Genomic DNA, 23453 nt, shown 5'->3' on the forward strand with positions numbered 1-23453 from the left:
GTCAGGCGACCCTTGGACCCCCAGCATCGCGCTTGATTGAAAGGTCGTGACCATGAGGCGTCTTCGCGCTTGCGCCGCGCTCCTGCTCATTCTCTCGGCCTGTGCCACGTCGGCGCCGAGCAGGAATGAGCTGACGGTGCGTAACCCGAGGCTCGCCAACCTCCAGCGAGCAGCGGAGCTGCCATGGACTGACGGTGGACGGTGCGTCGTCCGTGAGGCTGCACAGCCTTGGCCCGTGTTGGTGGAGAAGTGCTATCGGACCCTCGACCGTGACCGGATCGAGTTCCACGACACCACGGGAAGATGCACGGTCGCCTCCGCTGACGCCGCTGCCGTTGGAATCGGGTTCTGCGTGCTGGCGGCTCCTGAGATTGCCGTGGGCGCCGTCATCGTGCTGGGTGTGGTGGTGGTCGGCGTCGCCATCAAGGAAGCGATGGATGCCTATGAGCTCCGCCACGCCTACCCCGAGGAAGCAGGAACCTCACGAGGAACGAAGGTGGCATCCCGGGAAACCGAAGCGCAACGCAAGCCCAAGCTGAAGCCCGAGCCAGCGGGGCAGGACTGGCAGCCCCCAGTGCCGCCTGTGCCCGTGGACCGGACGGGACGCGCCAGTTGCGAACCTGTTCCGGTGCCCCACGCGGGCGAGGACGACCCACATAATGAATGTGCCGACAAGTTCCCACCCAACCGTTACCCCGGGATGGACGTGCTCGTTGGCGGAGTGCGCTTCGATGCGCTGCAAGTGGGCGTGCGCAAGCTGTGGGAGATCAAGACCCATCGATTCGACACGTACTCTGGCTTCATCCAGCGGCGGGAGATTGAGAGGGAGTTGGAGCAAATACAAAAGGAGCGAACTGCTGCTGCGGCATGTGGATATGACTTCGCCATTGGCGTGAGCACCCAGGAGCACAAAGACGCGCTTATCGAAGTGGACTTCTCACTGGATGTCGTCGTCACGGGGTGCAAACGATGACCAGGCGTAAAGCCCTCTCCCTCACTGTTTATGCGCCTCCGCTTGTAGGCCAGGACGGCCGCACGCTCGCCATCGTCCGTGGGATGGAGAAGGCGCTTCCCGGCCTGCGCCTGGAGTGGGAAGTAGGCAAAGGAGTGCGCCCCATCGCATTGCCGCAGCGCGACGCGTGGCTCGCGGAAAGGACGCAGGACGGGAGATTCCCTCTTCTGTGCAACGGGGATGAGCGTTACCCCGTGACGGTTAACGGGAGGGGAAGACCTGGACTCCTCAGCCCAGGCAGTCAGTCCCTGTCTGAAGTGCATGCAGAACTGCCACTGGACGAGCCCGTGCTCGCGGCAGCGGCGGCTTTGCTTGAGGGCGTGGCTGAGGGTGCGTGCTCGTTCTGGGGACATGCGTCGCCGTATGGTTACGGTTCGGAAGTCGCGCCGCAGTTTCGCCGATCGTCTCATGGACAAGAGTGTTCACCCCGTGGGCTGCCCATGATCAACCTGCCAGAGAAGCTCCCGGCGCCTGAGATTCCCTGGTTCCTCGGGTGGCTGAACCATTGGTCTGCCGCTGCCGCGCGGGCCATCGGGTTCCCGGATCCGACCCGTGACGCCGAGCTGCTTTCACGGGCTCGGCGCACGGCATCGGGCGGCTGGGTCGTGCAGCTCACCGATGCGCCGCTCGACCTGGACAAGCCCGCCCACCTGGACACGCTCAAGCGGACCTACGAGCGCTTTCCGGAGATCGGCGGACGCGCAGCGCCTTGACCCGAACGCACTCCATCAGTCGAAACCGCGTCCCGAGCCCTTGAGAACCAGACAGCACTCAGTGCTGCGAGCGCGGGTGCAGCGCCTGCACCTGGCGCACCTGCTGGCGGCTGTTGAGCGGAAGCGCCGGCAGCGTGAGCTGATCCAACTCACGCGGGCCGATGAGCTGCACCACGTCCTTGCGGAAGAACAGGTCCAGCGTCCAGCCCATGGCCACGCGCACCTTCGTCTCCAGCTTCGGCAGCTTGAACAGGTAGACGGTGCGCCAGAGCACCCACGCGAAGGTGCCGGAGAACTTCAGCCCCAGGATGCGCGCCACGCCCGAGCGCTGGCCAATCGTGGCCAGCTGCCCCAGCATCCTGTATCGGAACGGCTTCCCCGGCTTCCCCTTCAGCGCCGCGCACACGTTGCGCGCCACCGTCACGCCCTGGCGAAGCGCGTGCTGCGCGGTGGGCGGGCAGGGCTTCCCTCCGTTGGTGACGTCCGGCACCGACGCGCAGTCACCCAGCGCCCACACGCCCGGGAAGCCCGGCACCTCCATGCGCTCGTTCACCTTGAGCCGCCCACGCTCCTTCTCGCACGGCAGCGTCGACAGCAGGGACGGCGGCGTGACGCCCGCGGTCCACACCACCGTCTTGGTGGGCACCACCGTGCCGTCCGGGAGCTCCACGCCCGCCGCCGTCACGTCCCTCACGCGGACGCCGGTGCGCACCTCGATGCCGTGCTCGATGAGCTTCTTGCGCGCGTACGCGCCCAGGTCCTCGCCCAGCTCCGGCAGCACCTCCTTGCCGCCGTGCACCAGCATCACGCGCACGTTGGCGTGCTGGATGTTGGGATAGAAGGGCAGGGCGCCGTGGATGAAGTCGTTGATGGCGCCGGCTGTCTCCACGCCCGCGAAGCCGCCGCCCACCACCACGAAGGTGACGATGGCGTTGCGCGTGCCCGTCGCGACGCAGTCCGCGTCCGCCTCCTCCAACCGGTCCACCAGGCAGTTGCGCAGGAGCATCGCGTCGCCCAGAGTCTTCATGGTCAGCGTGTAGTCGCGCGGGCCCGGCTTGCCGAAGAAGTTCGTCTCCGAGCCCATGGCCAGCACCACGGAGTCGTACTCCAGCGTGTGGCTGTGGCCGTCCAGCCCGCCGTGCGCCACCGTGACCCGCTTCGTCTCCAGGTCCAGCCCGCTGACGTCGCCCTCCACGAACGTCAGGCGCGGCAGCAGCTTGCGCAGCGAGATGACGATGGCGGTCGCGGTCAGGTCGCTCGCCGCCACCTCATGGAGCATGGGCGTGAAGAGGAAGTAGTTGTCGCGGCTGACGAGCGTCACCTCCACGTCGTCCCGCTTCCCCAACTGCCGCTCCAGGTGCAGCGCCGCGTACATCCCCGCGAAGCCGCCCCCCAGGATGAGCACCCGCTTGCGCGGCGGCGGCGCGTCCACGCAGAGCCCTTCCTTCTTTTCGTCCGCCCCCATGCCCGCCTCCTCACGACGCGAAGAACACCACCCCCCAATGTCGGGGCGCTCGCTCGCATCCGCATCCCGGGCCGGCGGGGGCCTGTCCGTCCGCTTGCCCTAGGGGTGGTTCGGGTGCATCCGGTGCCGCCACGTCGTGCGCTGTGAGGTGTAGCGGGGGTTCTCGAAGAGTTTGATCAGCACCATGCCCGCCACGAACCCACCGATGTGCGCCCAGACGGCGACGCCACCGGATACCTCGGGCCGCAGCGTCATCAACTGCGGCAGGCCGGTGATGACCTGGAGCACGAACCACCACACCAGCACGGCCCACGCGGGGATGGGGAAGACGCGGATGAGGATGAAGATGATGAACAGCATGTTCACGCGCACGCGCGGGTAGAGCACCAGGTACGCGCCCAGCACGCCCGCGATGGCGCCGGACGCGCCCACCGTGGGCACCGGCGACGTGGGGTCCACCGCCACGTGCGCCGCCGCCGCCACCAGCCCGCACACCAGGTAGAAGACGAGGAAGCGCAAACGCCCCATGCTGTCCTCGATGTTGTTTCCGAAGACCCAGAAGAACAGCACGTTGCCCAGCAGGTGCCCCCAGCCGCCGTGCAGGAACATGGACGTGAGCGGCGTGAGGCGATTGATGGCCTCGTTGTCCACCACGCACGCGAGCCCGTCCCCCAGCGGCACCGCCTGACCCAGCGGCGCGCGGCCGGTGAGCTCCCCGGGCACCATGCCCAGCTCGCAGATGCTGGTGGCCAGCGCCACCACGTTGAAGCCCGCGCCCTGGAAGAACACCCAGGTCAGCCCCAGGGCCGCGAGCAGCAGGTACGTCATCACCGGGGTGCGCAGGGTCGGGTTGTCGTCGCTGATGGGAATCATGTCCGCCCGCCAGCATGACCCCGGCACCGGCCCCCCGGACGGCTTCGTGCGCAGGGATGTGCGACGCCGGACGCATCACCGGAAGGCGGCCGGGCTCTAGCCAAATGAAGGTTGCCTGGTGGAGGTGACCCTCTCCCGGAAGGGTCCGGACTTGGCTTCCAGGCCCGCACCGGGCGAAATTCCGCAACCGCCTTCTCTTTCATGGAGTCCGGAGCAATGAATCCCTCGAAATCGTCCCGCGCCTCGGCGCTGCTCGTGGTGTCCGCCCTCGCCCTCGCCTTCAGCGGCTGCGCCGCGCGCCGTCAGCAGGCGTACCTGGAGGACAAGGCCATGGGGCACGTCTACCGCAAGCCCATCGCGGAGGTGTGGCCGGCGGCCCTGGCCCTGGTCAAGGAGAAGGGCTTCTCCGTGACGAACACGCAGACCGGCTTCGAGACCACGACGGAGTGGCTGATGACCAGCGCTCCCTCCTCGCTGGGCACCTCCTACGCACGCTACCTGGTGCGCGGCTTCGAGCGGGGGCCCGGCCAGTCCGCGGTGGAGTTCCGCCGCCAGGACCGCTCCGAGTCCCGCGCCGCAGACAGCACCGACGGCCGCGCCAAGGACCAGGGGGAGGCGGTGACCGGCGCCGGCAACTCCCAGATGCGGCGCGACTCCGAGCTGGAGTGGGAGCTGCTCCAGAAGGTGGACCCCGACGCCGCCTCCGCCCTCAAGGCCGAGGCGAAGAAGGTCGAGTAGCCCCACCCACCGTCACCGAGCAGGGGCTGCCGCCCGCGCGACACCGACGTCAGTCGCGCAGCGGCAGCTCCACGGTGAGGCCGTCGAAGGCCACCTCCACCGGCCCCTTGAACGCCTCACGCGCCTGCGTGAGCAGCCGTCCGGGGTCGGTGTCATGGCGGCTGGACAGGTGGGTGAGGATGAGCCGCCTCGCCCCCGCGTCCTTGGCCACCTGGGCCGCCTCCCGCGCGGTGGAGTGCCGCGTCTCCAGCGCGCGCGCCTGCTCGTCGTCGGAGAAGGTGGACTCGTGCACCAGCAGGTCCGCGTCCTTCGCCGCCTGCACCAGCGACGGGCACGGCCGCGTGTCTCCGGAAATCACCAGCCGCCGCCCGGACCGCGACTCGCCCAGCACGTCCTCCGGCTTCACCACGCGCCCGTCTGGCAGCGTGATGGACTCGCCCTTCTGCAGCTTGCCGAAGGACGGCCCCTCCGGCACGCCCAGCTCCCGCGCCTTCTCCAGGTGGAAGCGCCCCGGACGGCCGTCCTCCGCCAGCACATAGCCCAGCGCGTGGATGCGGTGGTCCACGCCCACCGCCTGCACGGTGTAGCCATTGCGGCGCACCGAGTCCCCGTCTTTCAGTTCGTGGATCTCCACCGGGAAGGCCAGCGACTCCAGCCCCAGGTGCACGGCCTGGTGCAGCAGCCGGCGCGCGGGGGGAGGCCCGTACAGGTGCATGGGCTCGGTGCGGCCCATCATCCCCAGCGTGCGCAGGAAGCCGATGATTCCCAGGTAGTGGTCGGCGTGGAAGTGCGTGAAGAACGCCGCGTCCACGGTGAAGCCCGTGCCGAAGCGCACCATCTGCCGCTGGGTGCCCTCGCCGCAGTCGAACAACAGCAGATCCGCGTCCGCCTTCACCGCCAGACCGGAGAGGCCGCGATGCAGCGTGGGCTGTGCGGCGGAGGTGCCGAGGAAGGTGAGCCTCAGTAGGGACATGCCAGCGCTTCCCACGTCGAGAGTGGCCTCCTCGCACGCGCGGAATCTGCCTGCGCGCGAGCGTTCCCGGGGGCATTTACCAGGGTGCGAGGGGGCGTGCTATGCAGCCGGCCCTTTCGGACCCTCCCCCATGCCTGATTCCCTGACGGTCGGCCCCACGGCCGACCCCCGCCGAGTGAAAGCCCAGGACGGCCGCCTGCTCACCGTTCCTGACGGCTGGGCCCTCCTCCCCCCCGGCGACGCCGGCCTCACCCGCCGCGTGAAGGCCGCCGGCCCCTCCTGGACCGTGGTGGAGAAGGTGGGCCGCAAGCTCTTCTCCCGGGGCGTGTGGGCGCCGGAGGCCCACATCGTCCACGCCCGCGCCGCCCTGGACGATGAGCGCGCCACCCCCGCCTACGCCAAGAAGCTGGCCCAGGGCCGCGAGCGCCGCGCCAAGGAGCAGGCCGAGTACGAGGTCGACTTCGCCAACGCCGTCCTGCGCTTCCTCGCCTTCAGCCCCGCGTGGCTCCCCCACGCCAAGCGCCTGGCCGTGATGGTCGCCGGCCACGCCACCCCCGTGGGCAGCGGCACCGTCGCCCGCACGGAGCGCATCCCCATTGAGAGGCGCGCGGAGGCCGCCGTCATCGCCTGGATGCGCCACCAGACCACCGGCTACGACGACATGCGCATCCAGCGCGTGAAGGGCGCCCGCCGCGAGGTGCGCCGCGAACTGGCGGAGGTGTCCCGCGCCATCCTGGACCTGCACCGCCGGGACGCCCCCCACGCCCCGCCCGCGTGTCCGCTCTGCTCCGCCCTCATGCGCCCCCCGCCGACACGCCCCTCGGATTCCTGACCCGCCGTTCAGCAACGACTGTTTTATTTCTGACCGGCGGGTTAGGAATGCGTCCGCCATGCCCCGCCCCGCTGACCCCAAAGCCCGCAGCGCGCTCATCGCGTCCGCGCGGGCGGAGTTCGCGAAGCGGGGCGTGAAGGGCGCGCGCATCAGCGACATCACCGCCGCCAGCGGCCTGTCCAAGGGCGCCTTCTACCTGCACTTCCCCTCGAAGGAGGCCCTCTTCGCGGCGCTGGTGCAGGAGTTCCTGGAGGCGCTGGAGGTCCTGGCCACGAAGCGCATGTCCTGCATGGACCGCTTCCGCGCCGACCACAGCGGCCTGCCGGGCCCCGGGGACGTCGCCACGCGCTCGGAGCGCTACCGCGACTTCCTGCGGATGGAGGCCGAGCTCGACGTGGAGATGCTGGAGCTCATGTGGGAGCAGCGTGAGCTCGTCACCGCGCTCATCGTGGGCAGCCAGGGCACCGCCTTCGAGTCCGTCATGTGGGACGTGGTGGACCGCGAGGTGGAGCGCATCGCCGGGGAGTTCCACCACCTGCGCGGCCAGCATCCGGACACCCCGGACGTGGACCCCAGCCTCTTCGGCTCCTTCATCGTGGGCACCTATCTGCTGCTGGCCCGGCGCATGGGGCGGCTGACGCAGAAGCCGGACCTGGCCACCTGGGCCGTGGGCCTCCAACGTCTCATGCACGAAGGCTCGCTGCCCCGCGAGGCCGTGCCCGCGACGCCCGCCGCCGTCGCCCGTCCTTCTTCACCGCCTTCCACGCGCCGGCGCCAAGCCCGCGCGGACCACCCGCACCGCCCGCCAAGGAAACGCCCGTGAAACCATCCACGAAGCCCTCCGCCTCCCGCGCCTTCACCGCCCTGGGGATGGCCGCCGCGCTCGCGCTCACCGGTTGTGACAAGGCGGATGCCGCGTCCGCGCCGCCCGCCGCCGCTGGCCAGGACAAGCCGGCGCCCGCGGTGAAGGTCGTCTCCGCGCGCGGCGTGCAGGCCTCGCAGTCGGAAGAGGTGACGGGCACGCTGTACCCCGCCCAGGGCCTCCAGGTCGGCTTCGAGGTGGGCGGTCGCCTGGAGTCGGTGCGCGCCCAGAAGGGCCAGGCCGTGAAGAAGGGCGACACGCTCGCCCAGCTCAACTCCGAAATCGTGGACGCACAGGTGGCTGGCGCGGAGGCCGCCGTCGCCGCCGCGGAGGCCGGCGCCTCCATCGCGAAGGACGCCGCCGAGCGCACGGAGAAGCTCAGCACCGGCGGTGGCGTCAGCGACCAGCAGCACAAGAACGCCGTGGCCGCCGCCGCGCAGGCCCAGGCGCAGGTGATGGCCGCGAAGGCTCAGCTCGCGCAGGCCCGCGCGGCGCGCCGCCGGCATGACCTGAAGGCGCCCTTCGCGGGCACGCTGATTGAATCCCCGGACCAGACGGGCGCCACCGTGGGGCCGGGCTCGGCCCTGTTCACGCTGGAGCAACTGGACACGCTCATCTTCCGCACCACCGTGGCGGAAGGGGCGCGCGCGCTGCTCAAGCCCGGCACGAAGGTGCGCGTGGCGGCGCTGGGCAATGGCGCGTCCACCGACGAGGCCGTGGTGCGCACCATCCTGCCCTCCGCGGACCCCACCACCCGCCGCATCCCGGTGGAGATCGCCGTGCCCAACGCGGACGGCCGCTTCGTGGCCCACACCCTGGCGCGCGCCATGCTGAAGCTGGGGGAGACGCAGGACGCGCAGGCCCTGCCCACCACGGCGCTGTCCTCCTCCAACGGGGACCATGTGCTCGTCGTCAGCGACGGCTCGCTTCAGCGCGTGGACGTGCAGGTGTTGGAGCGCCGCGACCGCGAGGTGGTGGTGCGCGCCGCGACCGCCCTCCAGCAGGTGGTGGACTTCCCCACGCCCTCCCTGACCCCCGGCACCCGCGTCTCCGTGAAGTAGCCGCAAGCCGCCCCTTTTCGCCGCGGCCTTTCTTCGCGCGCGGCGTGCGTGAGCTCTTCCATGATTCTCAGTGACGTTTCCATTCGACGGCCGGTGTTCACGGCCATGGTGTCCCTGCTGCTCATCGTGCTGGGCGTGATGGGCCTCAAGCGCCTGGGCACCGACCTCTACCCGGACGTCAGCTTCCCCGTGGTGGTGGTCAACACCCTCTACAAAGGCGCGGGCCCGGGCGAAATCGAGACCCAGGTCATCAAGCCCCTGGAGGACGCGGTCGCCGGCATCAGCGGCGTGGATAAAATCCACTCCTTCAGCCGTGAGAACGTGGGCACCGTGGTGGTGTCCTTCACGCTGGGCACCGCCCTGGACACCGCCGTCCAGGACGTGCGCGACAAGGTGGGCCAGGCCGTCAACAAGCTGCCCACGGACGCGGACGCGCCCATCGTCAGCCGCGTGGACCTGTCCGCCGCGCCCATCCTCACCTACGCCATCTCCGCGGACATGCAGTCCCAGGCGCTGCGCAAGCTGCTGGATGACCGCATCAAGCCCGCGCTCGCGCAGCTGGCCGGCGTGGCGGAGGTGCGCATCACCGGCGGTGACACGCGTGAAATCCAGGTCGACATCGACTTGGACAAGGCCCGCGCGGTGGGCATCGCGCCGTCGCAGGTGTCCCAGCGCATCGCCATGGAGAACCTCAACCTGCCCGCGGGCCGTCTGCAATTGGGGCCCAACGAGCTGACCGTGCGCGCCATGGGCGAGTTCGTCAGCGTGGAGGACCTGCGCAAGCTGCCCATCGCCCGCAGCAGCACCGGCGCGCAGGTGCGCCTGGAGGAAGTCGCCACCGTCACGGACGGCGTCGCCGAGCGCCGCACCACCGCGCGCCTCAACGCCCGCGACGCCGTGGTGCTCGAGCTCGTGAAGCAGCCGGGCTCCAACACCGTGAGCGTCAGCGACGCGGTGAAGAAGACGCTCGCCCAGATGGGGCCGGTGGTGGGGCAGGGCTTCCAGGCCACGCTCCTCATCGACCAGTCGGACCTCATCCGCGCCAACACCCACGAGGTGTGGATCGCCCTCATCTTCGGCGGCTTGATGGCGGTCCTCATCATCCTGATGTTCCTGTTGGACCCGCGCGGCACGTTCATCTCCGCGCTCGCGCTGCCCACGTCCGTCATCGGCACGTTCTTCGTGATGTACGTGCTGGGCTACTCGCTCAACCAGATGACGCTGCTGTCGCTGTCGCTGGCCATCGGTCTGCTCATCGACGACGCGGTGGTGGTCCGTGAGGCCATCACCCACCGCCTGGAGCAGGGCGAGGACCCGATGAGCGCCGCGTCCAACGGCACCAAGGACGTGGGTCTGGCGGTGCTCGCGACGACGCTGGCCCTGGTGGCGGTGTTCATCCCCGTGGCCTTCATGCCCGGCATCGTGGGTCAGTTCTTCAAGCAGTTCGGCATCACCATCTCCGTGGCGGTGCTCATCTCGCTGTTCATCTCCTTCACGCTGGACCCCATGCTGTCCGCGCGCTTCGCCAAGGCGCACAAGCCGGGGGAGCAGCGGCACGAGCCCGCCGTCTTCCGCGCGCTGCGCCGCTTCCTGGAGGCCACGGAGTCCACCTACGCCCGCATCCTGGGCTGGGTGCTGCGCCACAAGTGGACCACCGCGGGCCTCACCATGCTGGCGCTGGTCCTGTCCTTCGGCGCCGCCAGCCGCCTGGGCGTGGAGTTCATGAGCGCGGAGGACCGCTCGCAGCTCATCGTCGAGTTGCAGCTGCCGGACTCCGTCAACCTGGCGCAGACGACGGAGCGCGCCGCGGAAGCCGAGGTCCTCCTCAAGAAGATCCCCGAGGTCACGGACATCTACACGACGGTCGGTCCCAACGGAGATGTCTACAAGGCGCGCATGCGCGTGCTCACGGTGGGCAAGGACCAGCGCACCAAGAGCATCCCCGTCCTCAAGGAGGAGGCCCGCGCCCTGCTGGTCCCCAACCTGGTCTCCACCGCCATCACCCTGTCGGACCCGCCGTCCATCGAAGGCCTGGGTGACTGGTTCCCCATCATGGTGCGCGTGGTGGGCCCGGACCTGAAGCGCGTCAACGAGGAGGCCGAGCGCGTCGCCAGCATCCTGCGCACCCTGGGCACCTCCGATGTGCGCGTGGACTCCAACCCGGCCAAGCCGGAACTCCAGATTCAAATCGACCGCGCGCGCGCCGCGGACATGGACCTGTCCGCCGGGTCGCTCGCCGCTCAGCTGCGGCTCGCCATCGACGGTGACGTGACGGCCAAGCTGCGCGAGGGCACGGATGAGACGGACATCCGCGTGCGCCTGCGCGAGCAGGACCGCGCCACGCCGGAGCGCGTGCGCCAGTTGATGATCGCCACGCCCAAGGGCCTGCACCAGGTGACGGACGTGGCGGAGGTGTCGCTCAAGGACGGCCCCAGCGTCATCGAGCACGAGAACCGCGAGCGTCAGGTGGCCGTCGTGTCCCAGCTGGCCAAGGGCGCCGCGCTGGGTGACGTGGCCACGAAGCTCAAGGCCGCCATCGCGGAGAAGCCGCTGCCGCCCGGCTACGCCATCGTTTACGACGGCCAGATGAAGAGCCTGGATGAGCAGAACGACGCGTTCGGCATCGCGTTCGGCCTGGCCTTCGTCTTCATCTACATGGTGCTCGCCAGCCAGTTCGAGTCCTTCAAGCACCCCTTCACCATCATGGTGTCGCTGCCGCTGGCGCTCGTGGGCGCGCTGCTGGGACTCGTCGTCACGAACTACCACGTCAGCATGGGCGCGATGATTGGCGTCATCCTGCTGATGGGCCTGGTGACGAAGAACGCCATCCTCCTCATCGACGGCGCGCTCCATCACCTGCGCGAGGGCGACTCCGTGGACGAGGCCCTGCTCAAGGCCGGCCCCCGCCGCCTGCGCCCCATCCTCATGACGAGCGCGGCCATGGCCATTGGCATGGTGCCCACCGCCGTGGGCACGGGCATCGGCTCCGAGTTCCGCGCCCCCATGGCCATCTCCGTCATCGGCGGCGTCATCACCTCCACCTTCCTCACGCTGCTGGTGGTGCCGGTGGTGTTCGCGGCGATGGAGAAGCTGTCCTTCCGCAAGAAGCAGCCCCGCGCGCAGGGACCGCACTCCGCGCACCCCGTGGACGCGTCCGCGGCGCACGACCGCGCGGCCTGAGGCCTCACGGCATGAAACAAAAGGCGCGGGTGACGGTTCCGTCACCCGCGCCTTTCATTTGAAACAAAGGGGATGAAACAAGTTCCGGGTGGGCGTCTTCCGCGGGAGGCTACCGGCTCCGGGCCTTGCCGGAGACGGGGCGTTCCGCGGGCGTCCTGCCCGGAAGGAACGGCTCTAGCGCGAAGCCGCCATGCCTTCGCCGTTGAGCAGGCGCACACGCGCCTTGGCGAGCTGGTTCTGCGCTTCCTCCAGCGACACACAATCCACGGTGATGTCGTCGTTGGGGGATGCTTCCGACGCCACGCGGGCCGTCTGCAGGCGCGCGATGGTGGAGTCCGACACGTGCGCGCACATCGCACAGCCATTCTTGCGCCCGTGGTTGATGACCTCGGAGAACAGGTTCGCGGATTCCGGCTCCAGCGGGCGCAGACCCCGCATGTCGGCCAGAACCAGGTGCCGCCCTCCGCCGTAGCTGTCCGTGGCCTTCTTGTAGACGGCCACGTACTCCTTCATCTCGTTCGGCCGCATGAAACCGCTCATGCGGGCAGTGATGGTCCGACGGCTGACATCGTTGGTGACTTCGAACATAGGTGCGCCCTCCCTCGCAGGATCAAAGCCTAACAGACGTCTTTCGGACTTTCACCAGCCCCCCCTTGATTCCTTGGACGGTGGAAGGTTTGAAAGGAATTGCGTGTTATTCCTTCTGGGTGGGTTGTAAAAATGAAGAAGCCCGGCCCACGTGAGCGGGACCGGGCTTCCGTGCTCTGGGTTTGACCCGGAGCGGGTGGAGATCAACCCACTGAGCGGACGTTCTGCGCCTGCAGGCCCTTGGGGCCGCGCGTCACCTCGAACTCCACCTTCTGACCTTCCTGGAGAGTGCGGAAGCCGTCCATGTTGATGGCGCTGTGGTGGCAGAACACGTCCTCACCACCGCCGTCCTGAGTGAGGAAGCCAAAGCCCTTCGCATCGTTGAACCACTTCACCGTACCAGTAGCCATGAATCGTCTTCTCTTTGTTGGTGGGGCGCGGCACCCACCGCTCGGGAGCGGTCGGTCCTCTCGAAATGTGAGGGCCTGAGTGCGCACAACAGTCTGCCCGTCAGGGAGGGGTGGGTGGAAGCCCCCTTGCTGAGCAGTCAACAGTTCGTGGGGTAGTCAGCCTGCCCACCATTGTTGGCACAGGCAGGCGGGCGTGGGGCCGGGGCGGCTCCAGCGCCTGGGTTTGGAGGCATGGCTACCGTTCCGGGCAAGGCCACGAAGGCCGGGAGAGGAGTCACGTCATGTACGAGGTCCGAGGCCCCGAGCCCCTGCTGCCCCCAGTTCCTCCGCGCTCGGAGGGCGCCGTGCGGCGCGAGTGGCGCCGGATGAGGGACCACAGCGCGGCGGCGGGCATCCTGTCGCGTCCGCTGTTCGGCCGGCTGCCGCTGCGCCGTTGGGTGTCGCAGGACCTGCACTCGGTGTTGGACTACGTAGGCGGGGCGGCGCTGGTGGCGGTGGGGAGCGCGTCCGGTGACAGCAAGGCGAAGGCGGCCGGCTGGGCGCTGGGCGGGGCCGCGGTGGGCGTGTCGCTGTTCACGGACTACCGGCTGAGCCTCACGAAGATCATCCCCATCGAGGCGCACGAGCTGGCGGACTACGCCTATGGCCTGGGCGCGGTGCTGGCGCCCTTCGTATTGGGGTACGCGAAGCGCTCGCCGGTGGCGGCGGCGCTGCACGTGCTGCTGGGCGTGAAGGTGCTGGCCGCGTCGCTCATTACGGACTACCGCTGCCAGACGGGCATGCACCTGGGCGGAGAGCTGGCCACGGACCCCGAGGGTATCGGGGCCTGAGGCGTAAGTCTTTCTGTGGATGATGGCCCAGGCGTAACGATTTTTGGAGCCGGATAACCATTTTGGTTACGTTCTCCTTCGGGAGAACGATTTCTGGAACCGTTCGGTCAAGCCATCCGCGCACGCCTGGGAGTCGACCTTCCTCCCAAGGCGGAGCCCATCGGTTACGCCCGGATCATCCTGGCGCACGAGCTCGTCGTGCTGCCGCATCACCAGGTGTCCTTTGTCGCGCCTGGGAGTGGGAAGCGCGAGCGCGTCGAAGGAGGGCGGAGCATCGTCCTCTATCCCCCGATCTACGCGCCGGAGCCAGGGCTCTTCCATCAGCTGGAGTTCGCGCTCAAGTACGAGGGGGTATCGCTCGAAATCCTCTCCGCGCTGTTCGAGAAGGAGCCCCGGAAGACGCTGGAGCCACGACTCCAGGAGCAGTTCCTCAAGGGCTCAGCTTGAGCAGGAAGCCGTCCTGCAGCGGCCGTGACGGTCCGTCCTCCGGCATGGACCGGTTGAAGCCACCGGCGAGCAGCACGCCACCGGACGCGTCCACGCTCACGGCCCGGGCCTGGGCCACGGTGCCGGGGCTCGCGAATCCGCGCACCCAGAGCGACGTGCCCTCTTCCGGTAGCAGCTTCGCGACATACAGGCCCGGAGGCAGGCTGCCTCCGCCCAGCGCGAGACCGCCGTCATGGCCGCCCGCGACCGTCAGCTGGCCCGCGTCGTCGGTGGCCACCATCGGTGCGCCGGTGGGGAAGGTTCGCGCCCACTGCTGGCCGCCGTTCGCGTCGTAGGCCAGCAGGAAGCCGTCGCGGGAGTCCGCGCGGTGGAAGGTCTTCTGGAAGTACAGCCGGCCGCTGAAACCTCCGCCCACGAAGACGCGGTTTGCCCCCACCGCCACGGACACCGCCGTGCCATCCGTGCCGCGGACGTCGTGGCTCCAGACGTGGTCGCCGTCGCGGGTGAGCTTCACCACGAAGGGCGTGTGCTGGCGCACGGTGACGAACGTGGCGTCTCCCAACGACACCGCCCCCGCGTAACCGCCCACCACGTGCACGTCGCCAAAGACATCCACCGCCACCGCTCGCGCGGAGACCTCGCCCTCGTTCGTGGGCATCCACACGCGGCTCCAGCGCTGCTCGCCCTTGGCGCCCACGCTCAACGCGAAGCCCGCGTGCTTGCCATGGGGCGTGCGCTTCAATCCCTCTCCCAGGTCGCGCGCGCCGGCGAAGTCCCCCACCAGCACCGCGCCCCCGTGCTGGTCGGACGTGACGCCGTTCACCGCCACCGGGCCCTCACCCGGCAGCGAGCGCACCCAGTCCAGCGCGCCACCGCCGTCCAGCCGGGCCAGGAACGGCCCCTCCGGCAGCGTGGCGCCGTCGCGGGTGAAGCCCGCGGACATGCCTGTCATGAAGATGTTGTCGGCGGCGTCCACCGCCAGGCCGCCCACGCGGGCCCGCGCCTCGTGCTCGGGCGTCCAGCCCCGCGCCCACTTCAGCGTCCCGTCCGGCGAATACCGCGCCACCAGCAGGTGTGGCGCCACAACGTTGCGATTGAAGGGCAGGGGACCCGCCCCCAGGTCGATGGGTTCTTGATAGGTCGCCGCCACCAGGACGTCCCCGTTGGAGGTCACCACCGCGTGCGGAGCCTGTGGGTCCCCAACCATCAGGGTCCGCGACCACACGTGTGCCTCCACGCCCTCTGGCGCTACCTGTCCACCCACCTCACCGAGCACCGGGATGCGCGGTGCCGTGGCTCGGGCTTCCTCGCACCCCACGAGGAACATCCCCCCCATGAACACCGCCATCCGTATCCACGCCACCGCCGCCCCCCGTCCCGGACTCGCCCCACCCAACCCCGACTCCCCCGCCCTTCAACCGCGCTCAAGCCCTACTGCAAGGGCGCGGCCAACGTGTGCTGGCCGCGGTGTCCCCTCTGAAGTCCAGACGTCCCCCTCCCGGATGGAAGAGGAAGCTGTCGTCCTGTCTGAAAAAACTCCTGCTCCAGGGCCGGGCCGGGATGAAAAAAGCACCCAGACGTCCGGGAGGACAATGGACTGCATGAAAGTCATCACATCGCTGACGGACGCGTCACGGTCCTTCCGTGGAAGAATCCATTCGCGCGGTGTGACCTGACCAACGCGGAATCTTGACGCGTTTGAGTCACCTCGCTGTCTGCCATTGCTGCATCTTGCGTCCCGTCGAATCCGGGATGCGCCGGGTTCGGCGGCTTGCCTGCCATTGCCACGTCTTCGTGACCGCGTGACGCGGCAGGGCCGGGGTGTGTCCGGGGGAGCCCGGACTTGCTGTTCAACCTGTTTCCAGCACCACCAGGAGCTGTCCATGAAGACGATGACGTGGGTGATGTCCGCCGCGGTGATCGCGATGTCGGCAGTGGGTTGCGGTGGCGAGTCCGGCGCCACCATGGGGGACACGAAGTCGGTGGCGCAGGGGCTGGGCCCCAACCTGGAGTTCTACGGTTCGGACACGCTGAAGGCGGCGCTGATCGCCGCGGACGGCGCGGCGGGGGCGGGCCTGAACGTCCAGGGCAAGGGCTCCGGCGTCGGCGAGGGCTGTCTGCGCGGCGGCTCGGCCGGCTTCTGCGGCGCCGGCCAGCAGGCGCTCGCGCCCATGTCGCGCGACATGAAGACCCCGTGCCTCACGGGTGAGAAGAGCAACATCATCGCCCTGGACGCGGTGAACGCGTTCGTGAACAGCGCCAACACGCTGACCGACATCACCATGGCGGACCTGCAGAAGACGTTCTTCGCCACGAACGCCTCGAACGTGGCCATCCCGGGCTCCTGCACCAGCACCCTCACGAAGTACCGCCGTGACGACCTGTCCGGCACCACCGACACCTTCAAGTCGCTGGTGGGCGGCGGCTCCTTCTGCCCGGGCGTCATCGTCGTCGCCGACGGCTCCCTGCCCGCGGCCTGCACCAGCCCCGCGGGCGTCAGCGCCGGCGCCAACGCCAGCGCCACGGCGTGCATCGGCTACCTGACCGCGACCGACTCCAACGCCATCGGCTACTCGGGTGACTCCGCGAAGCGCACGGGCAACAAGGCGCTGAGCGTCAACAGCATCGCCCCGTCGGTGGACAACGTCCGCAAGTTCCTCACGGACAAGGCCAATGCCTACCCGCTGGCCCGCGCGCTGTTCCTCAACGAGAGCACCACCAACGTGCGCTCGGACGAAGAGGCCATCATCTATGACTGGGTCTACGGCTCCGGCAAGGCCCAGTTCGAGAACATCCTGGTGACCCAGGGCTTCATCTCCTGCAACACGTCCGGCGCGCTGAAGTGCGGCGGCGTGAACAACGACGGCCGCGGCGCCGGCGTCTGCAACTGATTCCCTCCGCCTGAAGTCCAGGCACCGGCCGGGTCGGGAGGGTGTGTCCCTCCCGGCCTGGCCGTCTTGCGCGCCGCGGCCGCCTTCCGGCGCGTCCCTTCCCGCAGTCCTTCCTCCTGGAGCCCTCCCCATGCGTTCCGCCGTGAAGCTGTCGCTCGCCTCCGCGTTCCTCTTCGCCGTTCCCGCCCTCGCCCAGGACACGAGCCTGGCCCTCACGTCCTCCTCCCGGCCGCTGCCCTGGCTCTGCCGTCAGCCGGCTGGCGCCGCCGGCACGGTGGAGGAGATTGCCCTGGAGCCGGGCGCGTCCCCCGTGGGCATCACCGTGGGCCCGGATGGCCACGTCTGGTTCACGCAGCCGGGCACCAACCGCATCGGCCGCGCCACGCGGCAGGGCGTGGTGAGCAGCTTCGACCTGCCCACGCCCTTCGCCTCGCCCCAGGGCATCACCGCGGGCCTGGATGGCAACGTCTGGTTCACGGAGCTGGGCGCGGGCCGCATTGGCCGCATCACCCCGGCCGGCGTGGTGACGGAGTTCCCGCTGCCCCAGGCGGGCTCCGCGCCTTCCGGCATCACCGCGGGCCTGGACGGCAACGTCTGGTTCACCGAGCAGGTGGGCAACCGGATTGGCCGCATCACCCCGGCCGGCGTCATCACGGAGTTCGCGGTCCCCACCCCTGAATCCCAGCCGCGCGCCATCTCCCTGGGCGTGGACGGCAACGTCTGGTTCACCGAACAGGCGGGTAACAAGGTGGGCCGCATCACCGCCGCGGGCGTCATCACCGAGTTCCCGCTCCCCACGCCCTCCAGCTTCCCCAGCGCCATCGCGCCGGGCGTGGACGGCGCCATGTGGTTCACCGAGCAGTTGGGCAACAAGGTGGGCCGCATCACCGTGGACGGCGTGGTGACGGAGTACGCGCTGCCCAACCCCTCCAGCGCCCCGGTCGCCGTGTCGTCCGGCGCGGACGGCCACATCTGGTTCGTGGAGCAAGGTGGCAACCGTGTGGGCCGCATCACCGCTTCGGGCGTCATCACCGAGTTCGACGTGCCCACCGTGCGCAGCCGCCCCGCGGGCATCACTTTCGGCCCGGCGGGTTTCTTCTGCCTGGACGGCAATGTCTGGTTCACGGAGCGCACCGGCAACAAGCTGGGCAAGCTCCGCCTGGTCACGACGCCGTGACCGAATGACAGGGTTTGTTGCAAGGACTTGTCAAAGGCAGACGAAACTTGCGCGGTAGGGTGCCTCTCAGTCACCGAGAGAGGTCCCGTCCACATGGGAATGAAGCGCAAGGGGTTTGTCCCAGGCCTGACCCGGGGGGTCTTGCTGCTGGCCGCTGTCATCGTGTCTGGCTGTTCCTCCAGTCCGGAGGAGCAGCCACCCGACGCGGGGCCTTCCGACAGCGGGGTCGTCGTCGTGACGCCCTCGAGCTGCAAGCCCGCGCGTTCGGCGGAGCGCATCCCGATGCGCGCGGGCGCTCCCGTGGCGACGTTCACGGAGACCTTCGACGGGATGAAGGCCCGGGTGGATGCGCAGTGCGCGCAGTGCCATGCGCCGCCCAACATCGTCGGGGGCTTCCAGTACGGCGCGGACGTGGAGGGATTGAAGAAGGACGGCGCCCGGATGGCGTTGAAGTCGTCCCAGGGGGAGATGCCCCCGCTGGCCTCGCCCGAGCAGACGAAGAAGGCGGTGGAGCTGGCGTGCGTCCTCAACTCCTGGCTCGCGCAGGGCTCGCCCACGGGCGCGTTCCCGGTGAGCTGCGAGGACAAGGCCGTGGGCGGAGTCACCGTGGCGCCCGCGGTGGCGGACGCGATGACGGACCTGGGCAACTGCATCCCGGACGTCACGAAGCCGGAGGCGCTCGGGAGTGACCCGGACAAGGACGCGGCCTTCGCGGCGATGACGAAGCTGCCGCCCCTGCTGTCCGACACGGACACGGACATCCTGACGTTCGACGCGGAGAAGCTGGCCACGCATGGCACGTTCGCCTTCGCGCCCACGTATCCGCTCTTCTCCGACCACGCGAAGAAGCTGCGTCAGGTGCACGTGCCGGCGGGCCAGTCCATCCGGTACGACGCCCAGACGGGGAAGTTCCAGGTCCCTCCCAACACGCGCTTCTACAAGACGTTCTTCAAGTCCGTCGCGGGCAAGGACGGGTACGTGCGCTACCAGAAGATCGAAACGCGGCTCATCGTCGTGCGCACGCCGTGGAACCAGTCGCTCTTCGGCACGTACCTCTGGAACACGGAGGGCACCGTCGCCCAGCTGCATGACCTGCGCTACCGCAACGGGGAGCCCTTCTCCGACCGCGTCCTCGTCTACACGGAGAACGAGAGCACGGGGAAGACGCGCAACTACGCCATCCCCGGCGCGCACCGGTGCATCAACTGTCATTCCGGCGCGGAGGCCCAGGACTTCGTGCTCGGCTTCACGCCGTTGCAGCTCAACCGCCGCGCCCCGGGTGAAGCGGGCGTGGATGTGAACACGCGGGTCCTGGACGACGAGCGGAGCCAGGTGGAGCGACTGGTGCGCGCGGGCGTCATCACCGGGCTGCCGGTGTCCGGCTCGCGTCAGGAATTGGAGACGCTGCTGCCCCGGCTGGAGGTCCAGGCCCGGCAGGCGGTCCCCCAGGGCCAGCCGGCGCCCAACCGGCAGACGCTGGAGCTCCAGGGGTACTTCGTCGCCAACTGCGGGCAGTGCCACAACCCCAACGGGTTCGCCACGCAGAGCAACCCCGCCATCGCCTCGCTGGACTTCTCCGCGAACGGCATCCTGCCGGGCTGGAACCCCTGTGGCGTGAAGGAGAGCAACGGCCAGCGCACCTATGCCGTGTGCGACCCCGTCACCGTCCCGGACTACACGAAGGACCTGTTGCTGCGCACGCCCAGCAGCACGCTCTACCAGCGCGTGGCGCGTGACACGGACGCGCGCCTCATCCACATGCCCGCGAACGTGCCCGGGCAGGACTGCCGCGCCGCGCTGCTGATGGCGCGCTACATCGGTTCGCTGCGCTGGAAGGGCGAGGAAGCGCTGCCGCCCGCGGAGCAGGAGGCGAGGGCGGCCGAGCGCATCCGGCAGGCGGACCTGGCGGTGGGCGCCTCGTGCACTCCGCCCAGTGACGTGCGGTGGATCACCGAGGATTTCTCCGACAAGGTCCCCTATGAGCCTCGCAACCCGGCGTGGAAGGACTTCATTGGCAAGCCTCCCTTCGAAAGGCTGACGCGCTACCCCATCACCTCCGCGCATGAGCAGTTGGCGAAGCAGCCCTTCGCCACCAACTGGTGGGTGGCCAAGGCGGGCTGCGCGTTCCCCACGAAGCCGGCGCCGGATCCGGTGGAGCCGTGGATGCTGGATGAGCTGGGCCGCCCCCGCCGTCCCTACGGCCAGCTCTACTACTCCACGCCCGGTGCCACGGCCTTCCAGGGCATCTGCGCCAACTGCCATGGGCGCTCGGGCGATGGGCAGAGCGGCGCGGCCAAGACGCTGGTGGCGCTCAACGGCGCTCGCGTGGCCAACCTGGCGGCGGGCCTCTTTGGAACGACAGGCACGACGTCCAACCTGGCGCCGTTCGAGGCCGAGTACGGCGCGCACGGTGGCGCCCGCTACCTGCTGTGGATGGCCTCCGGCGGCACGACGGTGAAGTTCTCCGAGGACTTCATGCAGGCGTGGGTGAAGTACGGCGAGGTGGACATCGACTTCTCTGGCGACGCCCGGGATTGGGCGGCTTGGGGCGCGAACATGCTCGGCGCGGCGCGCGGCGCGTGCGACCTCATCCGGCTGGGCCGCTTCGGCACGGCCACCCCTCCGAGCGCGAATGTCACCTCGTTTGGCGGAACGCGGATGTGGACGGAGGTCTGCACCCTGGACAACCCGCTGACGCAGGGGATTCGTGACGGGTCGGATCCGGAGGCGCTCGGGGAGTGGCTCCAGCACGCGGAGTTCAACGTCGGCGTGATGGCCTACTTCTTCCTCAAGGACCAGCTCACGCAGCACCCGGCGGGGTGGATCTACCCGCTGCGCGGTGAGTGCGAGAAGCGCGCCTCGCCCTGAAGCCCAATCAATCCCAAACACTTACTCCCGGAAGGGGAGCCTCGCGATGAGACACAGCTGGAGACAGTGGATGCTGGTGGTGGGCCTGGCCTCGGCGCTGGCCGGATGTGATTCCGCCGAGTGCGTGGACTCGTTTGACTGCCGCGACAAGGGCGCTGCTCCCGCGGGCCAGGTCTGGAAGTGCCAGGAGGAGAAGTGCGTGGCCGTCACGTCCGCACCGCCGCCGGACGCGGGCACGGAGACGGATGCGGGCACCCAGCCGGACTCGGGCACGGATGCCGGCGTGGACGCGGGCACGCAGACGGATGCCGGCGTGGACGCGGGCACGGATGCCGGCGTGGATGCCGGCGTGGATGCGGGCACGGAGCCAGACGCGGGCACGCAGACGGATGCCGGCGTGGACGCGGGCACGGCGTACGTGCGCTTCGTCAACGTGCTCTTCGAAGGCAACTCCTCAGAGCCGAACACCCCGTGGGTGGCCGCGACGTATCGCATGGACCTCTCGCTCGGGGACGCCGCGCCGCTGTTCTCCGGCGTGGAGCCGGGCAACTCGGCGGTCACGGACTTCATCCCGGTGGCTCCCGGAACGGACCTGACCTTCCGCGTGCGCAACACGGGCAAGCCCGCCACGGAGGCGGCCCTGGCCACGTTGCAGGGCGTGTCGCTGGCGGAGGGCGAACACGTCACCGTCCTGGCGCTGGGCCTCATGTCGCGCATGGGCACGGTGCGGTTCGACACGCCGAAGCTGCTCGCGCTGCGAGATGAAACGCTGGGAGCCCCGGGCGCTGGCGAGGCCCGGTTGCGCCACGTGACGGCGGACCGCGTGGTCGCCGCCAGCAGGCCGCGCTTCATCCGGACCGACTCTGGGCTGGACCTGCCCAACGTGGCGCCCTTCACCGCGGACACGGAGGTCCTGGGGCACGTCATCCCGGTGGCGTCCACGACGCGACTGCTCGTCCGGGGCAGCAATGACAACCCGGCGCCCTCCCAGAGCGGCGAGCTGGCCTACACGCTGCCCTCGGGCGGCCTGACGTCGGGCACCGCGTACTACGCCGTGTCCTTCGGCGATGACCGGCGCGCCATGAACGACCCGGCTGCCCCGTCGCTGCTGCTCATCCCTGGTGGGAAGGACGGCGCCGTGCGCCTGAAGCGCGACCCGCTGCTGTACTTCTTCCACGCGCTGGATTCGGGCGCTCCGCTGAAGGCCCTCAGCCAGGGCGTGCCCGTGGCTGCGGACTTCCAGTTCGGCGCGGATCCGAAGCCGGGCGACCTGCCGGCCAGCGCGGCGGGACATCCGCTGTCCTTCGTTCTCCAGTCAGATGGCGTGACGTCCGTGCTGGAGGGCGCCCAGACGGGTCCGCTGGAGGCGGGCCGCCGCTACCTCGTCGTCGTGTCCGGCCGCGCGGGCGGGACGGGCGCGCTGGCTCCGAAGGCATTCGTGGTGCCGGACTCCCTGCCGTCCGACGCGCAGGACGCGCGCGTGCGGTTCGTCAACGCCTGTCCCACGTCGCCCGTGACGGGCGCCAGCCTGGGGTTCTTCGACGTGGCGGGTGACGGCATCGGCCGGGGCACCACCTTCACGCCCGTCATACCAGACGTGGCGTATGGCGCGTCCGGTGGCCCCGCGGAGGGAGCGGTCTTCCCCGCGCCGACGGGCACCGACGTGACGGGCTCGTATGTCTATTACGCCGTCCGGGGCACCGTGGGCGCCGCGTCCCAGTCCCGGTCCGTGAAGGGCCTGCCCCTCGCCCGGCCCCACCTGTTCCTGCTGATGGGGGACTGGGAGGCGGGCCTCACGTTCCGCGCCTTCAACCTGCGCTCCAACACCTGGAGCGTGCTCACGCCTCGCGGCGAGGACGTCTTCCAGCCCTGAGCAGACAGCAACGCCCGCCTGGGAGTGCTCCCGGCGGGCGTCGGTATGCCTGGGATGGGACGGCGGATTACTTCCCCGTCACCGTCACCGACACTTCCTTGAGGACCTGGTCGCCGCGCATGACCGCCACGGTCCAGTTGCCGGCCTTGGGCAGCCGCACGCCGGTCCACTGCCGCGCGCGCCAGCCCTCGCCCTTCACCTTCACGTCCTTCGTCTCGCGCACGGTGGTGCCCTGCTTCACCTGCACCGTGATGTCGTCAATGGAGTCGCCCTGGGGCACCAGGTAGCTCTGCCACAGCATCACGTTGGTGTTCGCCTTGACGCCCTCGGGGCCCACCTCGGCGGTGCACTCGTACTTGTTGGGGCCGTCCTTGGCCACGTCCGTGCAGAGCTTGGCCTCCACCAGCACGGGACCCTGGCCCTGGCCCTTGTAGAAGTAGTTCCAGGTTTCGCGAATGGCGTCCGCGCTGGGGGCCTTCACCAGCTCCGCCGGCGGCGCGACCACCTCGTTCTGCTGCGCTCCCGCCACCGTCGCCACACCCAGCACCACGCACAGCACGCTTCCGTTGATCAGGCTCTTCATGTCTTGGGGTCCCCTCGGTGATGTTGAAGGCGGCCGGCCCACGTCCGGCCCCTTGGTGTGCCTGTCTACCATGAAAC

At 69.4% G+C, this 23453-nt stretch carries 20 protein-coding genes; 13 read left to right on the forward strand and 7 right to left on the reverse strand.

Translation table 11 applies throughout. The features are described 5' to 3' along the window. Window positions 1-52 precede the first annotated feature (52 nt). Both D7Y04_RS02550 and D7Y04_RS02555 read left to right on the forward strand, forming a co-directional pair. The gene (locus tag D7Y04_RS02550; protein WP_121759252.1) at window positions 53-973 is read left to right on the forward strand and encodes a DUF6310 domain-containing protein; all 921 of its coding nucleotides are present in this window, start codon (window positions 53-55) and stop codon (window positions 971-973) included. Continuing rightward, window positions 970-1725 carry a DUF5953 family protein gene (locus tag D7Y04_RS02555; RefSeq protein ID WP_121758199.1) on the forward strand — a complete coding sequence of 252 codons (756 nt, stop codon included), beginning with the start codon at window positions 970-972 and terminating at the stop codon, window positions 1723-1725. Before D7Y04_RS02550 ends, D7Y04_RS02555 begins: the two co-directional genes overlap by 4 nt. 58 nt (window positions 1726-1783) lie before the next feature. On the opposite strand, the gene D7Y04_RS02560 is transcribed toward D7Y04_RS02555, so the two are convergent. Further along, on the reverse strand, window positions 1784-3190 hold the full coding sequence (locus D7Y04_RS02560; protein WP_121758200.1) for an NAD(P)/FAD-dependent oxidoreductase: 1407 nt from the start codon (window positions 3188-3190) through the stop codon (window positions 1784-1786). Window positions 3191-3289: 99 nt separating this feature from the next. Beyond that, the gene (locus D7Y04_RS02565; protein WP_120593716.1) at window positions 3290-4063 is read right to left on the reverse strand and encodes a rhomboid family intramembrane serine protease; all 774 of its coding nucleotides are present in this window, start codon (window positions 4061-4063) and stop codon (window positions 3290-3292) included. A gap of 216 nt (window positions 4064-4279) precedes the next feature. On the opposite strand from D7Y04_RS02565, the gene D7Y04_RS02570 reads away from it, so the two are divergent. Then, window positions 4280-4801: a hypothetical protein gene (locus D7Y04_RS02570; RefSeq protein ID WP_121758201.1), complete on the forward strand. Its 522-nt coding sequence runs from the start codon at window positions 4280-4282 to the stop codon at window positions 4799-4801. A 49-nt stretch (window positions 4802-4850) separates the two neighbouring features. Here the strand turns inward: D7Y04_RS02570 and rnz are convergent, their stop codons facing one another. Continuing rightward, window positions 4851-5774 (reverse strand): ribonuclease Z, encoded by a 924-nt coding sequence (rnz, locus tag D7Y04_RS02575; protein WP_120593714.1) that lies wholly within the window; start codon window positions 5772-5774, stop codon window positions 4851-4853. Between the two features lie 130 nt (window positions 5775-5904). Here rnz and D7Y04_RS02580 point away from each other — a divergent pair, with 130 nt between their 5' ends. Genes D7Y04_RS02580 through D7Y04_RS02595 form a run of 4 tightly spaced genes read left to right on the forward strand, consistent with a single transcriptional unit; the run spans window position 5905 to window position 11709 of the window. After that, the gene (locus D7Y04_RS02580) at window positions 5905-6606 is read left to right on the forward strand and encodes a DUF2293 domain-containing protein (RefSeq protein WP_121758202.1); all 702 of its coding nucleotides are present in this window, start codon (window positions 5905-5907) and stop codon (window positions 6604-6606) included. A 58-nt stretch (window positions 6607-6664) separates the two neighbouring features. Next, on the forward strand, window positions 6665-7429 hold the full coding sequence (locus D7Y04_RS02585) for a TetR/AcrR family transcriptional regulator (protein WP_120600353.1): 765 nt from the start codon (window positions 6665-6667) through the stop codon (window positions 7427-7429). Beyond that, window positions 7426-8529: an efflux RND transporter periplasmic adaptor subunit gene (locus D7Y04_RS02590; RefSeq protein WP_121758203.1), complete on the forward strand. Its 1104-nt coding sequence runs from the start codon at window positions 7426-7428 to the stop codon at window positions 8527-8529. The genes D7Y04_RS02585 and D7Y04_RS02590 overlap by 4 nt, the downstream gene beginning before the upstream one ends. A 60-nt stretch (window positions 8530-8589) precedes the next feature. Further along, window positions 8590-11709, forward strand: a complete 3120-nt coding sequence (locus D7Y04_RS02595) for an efflux RND transporter permease subunit (RefSeq protein ID WP_121758204.1) — start codon at window positions 8590-8592, stop codon at window positions 11707-11709. 174 nt (window positions 11710-11883) lie between these two features. Here D7Y04_RS02595 and D7Y04_RS02600 read toward each other — a convergent pair whose 3' ends face one another. Together D7Y04_RS02600 and D7Y04_RS02605 are read right to left on the reverse strand one after the other, a co-directional pair. Continuing rightward, complete coding sequence (locus D7Y04_RS02600) at window positions 11884-12237, reverse strand: hypothetical protein (RefSeq protein WP_233601246.1); 354 nt, start codon at window positions 12235-12237, stop codon at window positions 11884-11886. 263 nt (window positions 12238-12500) lie between these two features. Further along, on the reverse strand, window positions 12501-12707 hold the full coding sequence (locus tag D7Y04_RS02605; protein ID WP_120562412.1) for a cold-shock protein: 207 nt from the start codon (window positions 12705-12707) through the stop codon (window positions 12501-12503). A gap of 281 nt (window positions 12708-12988) precedes the next feature. On the opposite strand from D7Y04_RS02605, the gene D7Y04_RS02610 reads away from it, so the two are divergent. Together D7Y04_RS02610 and D7Y04_RS02615 are read left to right on the forward strand one after the other, a co-directional pair. Continuing rightward, on the forward strand, window positions 12989-13537 hold the full coding sequence (locus tag D7Y04_RS02610; RefSeq protein ID WP_121758205.1) for a hypothetical protein: 549 nt from the start codon (window positions 12989-12991) through the stop codon (window positions 13535-13537). Window positions 13538-13735: 198 nt separating this feature from the next. After that, the gene (locus D7Y04_RS02615; RefSeq protein WP_121758206.1) at window positions 13736-13984 is read left to right on the forward strand and encodes a hypothetical protein; all 249 of its coding nucleotides are present in this window, start codon (window positions 13736-13738) and stop codon (window positions 13982-13984) included. Here the strand turns inward: D7Y04_RS02615 and D7Y04_RS02620 are convergent. Next, window positions 13968-15332, reverse strand: coding sequence for a hypothetical protein (locus D7Y04_RS02620; RefSeq protein WP_121758207.1), 1365 nt, complete (start codon window positions 15330-15332; stop codon window positions 13968-13970). The two genes, D7Y04_RS02615 and D7Y04_RS02620, sit on opposite strands and share 17 nt — an antisense overlap. Window positions 15333-15867: 535 nt before the next feature. Here D7Y04_RS02620 and D7Y04_RS02625 point away from each other — a divergent pair. The 4 genes from D7Y04_RS02625 to D7Y04_RS45420 all read left to right on the forward strand — a co-directional run bounded on the left by D7Y04_RS02625 (window position 15868) and on the right by D7Y04_RS45420 (window position 22793). Continuing rightward, complete coding sequence (locus D7Y04_RS02625; protein ID WP_121758208.1) at window positions 15868-16875, forward strand: substrate-binding domain-containing protein; 1008 nt, start codon at window positions 15868-15870, stop codon at window positions 16873-16875. A 130-nt stretch (window positions 16876-17005) separates the two neighbouring features. Beyond that, the gene (locus D7Y04_RS02630) at window positions 17006-18052 is read left to right on the forward strand and encodes a Virginiamycin B lyase (protein ID WP_199749602.1); all 1047 of its coding nucleotides are present in this window, start codon (window positions 17006-17008) and stop codon (window positions 18050-18052) included. A gap of 93 nt (window positions 18053-18145) precedes the next feature. Continuing rightward, a complete protein-coding gene (locus D7Y04_RS02635) occupies window positions 18146-20920 on the forward strand; it encodes a hypothetical protein (protein ID WP_120593875.1) in 2775 nt (924 codons plus the stop codon). A 46-nt stretch (window positions 20921-20966) separates the two neighbouring features. After that, window positions 20967-22793, forward strand: a complete 1827-nt coding sequence (locus tag D7Y04_RS45420) for a DUF4397 domain-containing protein (RefSeq protein WP_304988627.1) — start codon at window positions 20967-20969, stop codon at window positions 22791-22793. A 67-nt stretch (window positions 22794-22860) separates the two neighbouring features. Here D7Y04_RS45420 and D7Y04_RS02645 read toward each other — a convergent pair whose 3' ends face one another. After that, entirely contained in the window at window positions 22861-23376 is a 516-nt protein-coding gene (locus tag D7Y04_RS02645; protein ID WP_121758209.1) for a hypothetical protein, read from the reverse strand. Window positions 23377-23453: the final 77 nt, after the last annotated feature.

Source organism: Corallococcus sp. AB038B (assembly GCF_003668955.1).
Classification (GTDB): domain Bacteria; phylum Myxococcota; class Myxococcia; order Myxococcales; family Myxococcaceae; genus Corallococcus; species Corallococcus exiguus.